At 37.1% G+C, this 2,629-nt stretch carries 5 protein-coding genes; 3 read left to right on the top strand and 2 right to left on the bottom strand.

Annotated features, from left to right (window positions below):
- The first annotated feature begins 334 nt into the window (after positions 1–334).
- From H6G96_RS40580 to H6G96_RS40570, 3 genes are all read left to right on the top strand, one after another.
- The gene (locus H6G96_RS40580) at positions 335–487 is read left to right on the top strand and encodes a ribbon-helix-helix protein, CopG family (protein WP_190920022.1); all 153 of its coding nucleotides are present in this window, start codon (positions 335–337) and stop codon (positions 485–487) included.
- Positions 488–621: 134 nt separating this feature from the next.
- Positions 622–966, top strand: coding sequence for a thermonuclease family protein (locus tag H6G96_RS40575; RefSeq protein ID WP_190920303.1), 345 nt, complete (start codon positions 622–624; stop codon positions 964–966).
- 12 nt (positions 967–978) lie between these two features.
- Positions 979–1,320, top strand: coding sequence for a Ycf66 family protein (locus H6G96_RS40570; protein ID WP_190920300.1), 342 nt, complete (start codon positions 979–981; stop codon positions 1,318–1,320).
- A gap of 302 nt (positions 1,321–1,622) precedes the next feature.
- Here the strand turns inward: H6G96_RS40570 and H6G96_RS40565 are convergent, their stop codons facing one another.
- Both H6G96_RS40565 and H6G96_RS40560 read right to left on the bottom strand, forming a co-directional pair.
- The gene (locus H6G96_RS40565; RefSeq protein ID WP_190920298.1) at positions 1,623–2,105 is read right to left on the bottom strand and encodes a cupin domain-containing protein; all 483 of its coding nucleotides are present in this window, start codon (positions 2,103–2,105) and stop codon (positions 1,623–1,625) included.
- Positions 2,106–2,258: 153 nt separating this feature from the next.
- The gene (locus H6G96_RS40560) at positions 2,259–2,456 is read right to left on the bottom strand and encodes a DUF2811 domain-containing protein (protein WP_190920295.1); all 198 of its coding nucleotides are present in this window, start codon (positions 2,454–2,456) and stop codon (positions 2,259–2,261) included.
- Positions 2,457–2,629: the final 173 nt, after the last annotated feature.

Here is a 2,629-nt window from a genome sequence, read left to right as displayed (position 1 = left end):
CTTTATAGTAAAGCGTTTGCATTCAAATAGAATGCCTGCGTTAGAACAATATAGTTAGCTCTCATGAAATCGGATGCTAGCAACTCTTCTTACTTTTATTCGTTACCCCGACTTATTGAGCCGATACCTTGATAATGTCTTAATAATTATTGGTTTTAATAAGCTGGAACTTCATCCTCTAAAATAGACTTTACGGACTCACTATTATTTAGAAAAACATATTAGTTTGCTTCATCATCTCTTAAATTAAAAGCCAGTGGTAGCCCCATGTTAAAGAACATATTAAGTGATTGATATTAGAGAAGTAGTTGCTAAATCAAACTTTTCTAATATTATGAATAAAAAATGGGCTGCTAAACGACTTACAATCAATCTGACATCAAGTGAAGCAGAGAAGCTGGAAAAATACTGCTTAAAGACTGGCAGACCAGCAACCGATGTAATCCGGGAATTAATTCGTTCTCTGACTACTGAAGATAAAGAGTAAAAACCTAGAATTAAAAAAAGTAGACTGGATAATATTTTCTACTTTAAAACATAAAACTAATTTGTGGTTTAACTAGCGATCGCTTGGCTGAAATTGGGAATCCTAAAAGAAGTTTTGAGTGATTTTTAGTACAAATGGTTTTTAAATTTCGCTTGATTGGCGTTGGCGCTTTGCTTTTAGCTCAAATGTCGTTACCCGTATTTGCCAACAATCTTACTGCTACAGTTGTAAGCGTAGGTGATGGTGACACCATACGGGTGAGAACTGGTAACAAAACCCTAACTGTTCGCCTCGTCTGCATCGATGCACCAGAGATGAAGCAAAACCCTTGGGGAGAGCAATCATCAGCAAGACTCAAACAATTGCTGCCAGTGGGACAAGCCATTACTCTACGCCCCGTTGAGACTGATAAGTATAAACGATTGGTAGCAGAGATTTATGTAGGGAATCGCAGTATCAATAACTTGATAAAGAATTAGGATTTTTAAGAAATGTTTACTTTAGCTCAAGTCACTTTTGGAGTTAGATCAACTGGATTAATTGAAATCAGATTAATTGGAACTTTTTATTTAGTTTTAGCAGTTATATATGTGACTTTAATGCTCGGCTGGTTAAGTCAAAGGAAAAATACATTAACAATTCCTATTTTAACAATTTACATTATCCAAGGAGTATTAGCACCAATTTGTCTATTTCTGTGTGGAATCATATTAATTATGCAAGGTTGGCGGTTAGATCCGCTTATTCAATTTGAGCAGTTTCTCCTGCTATTATTAATAATTTATTTAAGTTTTAAGGATATGATAATTAATCTGATTCAAAGAAATTGGTAAAGAAAGAGTCCAATTACACCTTTGCATAGTTACCTAGCAATTATACGCCTCTACTTTGTGCCTTCCTTCCCTGTTGGCTAGTGGAAGGCCGTTAGTTTCTACGTAATGCTCCCATTGCCAACTTTAACAGACGCACTGTTAAGTCTGTATTGCTCACAAACACCAGCCCATTCACACTAAACTTTTGCTCATCAGTGCGATTCCATAGTCCATAACCTCATGTTATGGCGATATCGAAGCTTGTCGGGTTGTAGTACAGATGGAAAATTATGCGAACGCTCAAACCGATCCGCTTGTACTTTTTATCTTTTTTCAGGACTGGCTAGAATAGCTTTTGGTTGATTGGCATTAAATAGAGAAGCAGACAACAAAATGATCGGTTTGTTTGTTTGGTTTTCTGCATAATGAAGCATTCCGGCAGATTCAACCAAAGAATCTCCCACTGTAAGCTGTGTAGTTTTCCCTTTTTGAAGAATCAATTCTGTACCGTTAGCTTTTGTTACTTTAGCTTCTCCTTCCACAACAGTGTAAGTTAAAGTTCCCGCCTCTACTCGTTCAATCTGCATCCCCGGATGAGTATGAGTAGGGAGTTTTGTTCTTGGTGCGATGGTATAGCGTACAAGCTCAAGAATCTGCTTTTGATCTTGAGTAGGATAACCATTTGCTAAAACTTCACGCTTAACAGATTGAGTGTAAGTATTGGGCGAGGAAGTTTCTTGGCTATTAACAACTATGCTGCTAAAAGCTAGGATAACTAAAGGAATAAGCAGAGGCAATTTTCTCATATTAAAACTTTTTTTAGAGGGGATTTAATAAACATTAATTTTTTCTAGTACATGAATGCGCTCCTATTATCCAAGGAGGAAAGTAATTTTTAGGCTCAGATATATATATCTTTAACAGTTGAGAACTTCTTAATGGGCGCTAACTGTTCTAAATTAGCCACGACGAAACAGAGTTTCGAGATAAACTTGGGAAACACTGCGGTCACCATCAGCATTTTGCAGCAGAAAGAGAGAAATAGCTGCGGTAATAAGGCGACTTTCATCCCAATCAGGATGTTTTTCTAAGTAGGTGTTGAGAGATTGATGTAGGGTTTCAGGAAGGGTAGTAAAGATGTTTTGGGTAGAGTTCATCCGATCAAAGCTTCCGAAAGAGCAAATTATAGAGACAATAAGTTAAAGGTGATGCAGCGTTTGTACTGTTTCACCCCGTTCCTCGCTTGCCAAACCACCTGCACTAACAACTGAATATTTTTATACAGTTGATGTTCAAAATGGACGGGCGACAAAGGCTAGTCGATTTATTG

Source organism: Nostoc sp. FACHB-892, assembly GCF_014698795.1.
In the GTDB taxonomy this organism is placed as follows: domain Bacteria; phylum Cyanobacteriota; class Cyanobacteriia; order Cyanobacteriales; family Nostocaceae; genus Nostoc.
The sequence above is the reverse complement of the archived record's forward strand: the minus strand, read 5'-3'. Positions and strand labels throughout refer to the sequence as shown.

Bases quoted from the DNA above. Each gene is read 5' to 3' on its own strand.
- H6G96_RS40560 (WP_190920295.1), bottom strand. From the start codon at position 2,456: ATGAACTCTACCCAAAACATCTTTACTACCCTTCCTGAAACCCTACAT.
- H6G96_RS40570 (WP_190920300.1), top strand. From the start codon at position 979: ATGTTTACTTTAGCTCAAGTCACTTTTGGAGTTAGATCAACTGGATTA.
- H6G96_RS40565 (WP_190920298.1), bottom strand. From the start codon at position 2,105: ATGAGAAAATTGCCTCTGCTTATTCCTTTAGTTATCCTAGCTTTTAGC.
- H6G96_RS40580 (WP_190920022.1), top strand. From the start codon at position 335: ATGAATAAAAAATGGGCTGCTAAACGACTTACAATCAATCTGACATCA.
- H6G96_RS40575 (WP_190920303.1), top strand. From the start codon at position 622: ATGGTTTTTAAATTTCGCTTGATTGGCGTTGGCGCTTTGCTTTTAGCT.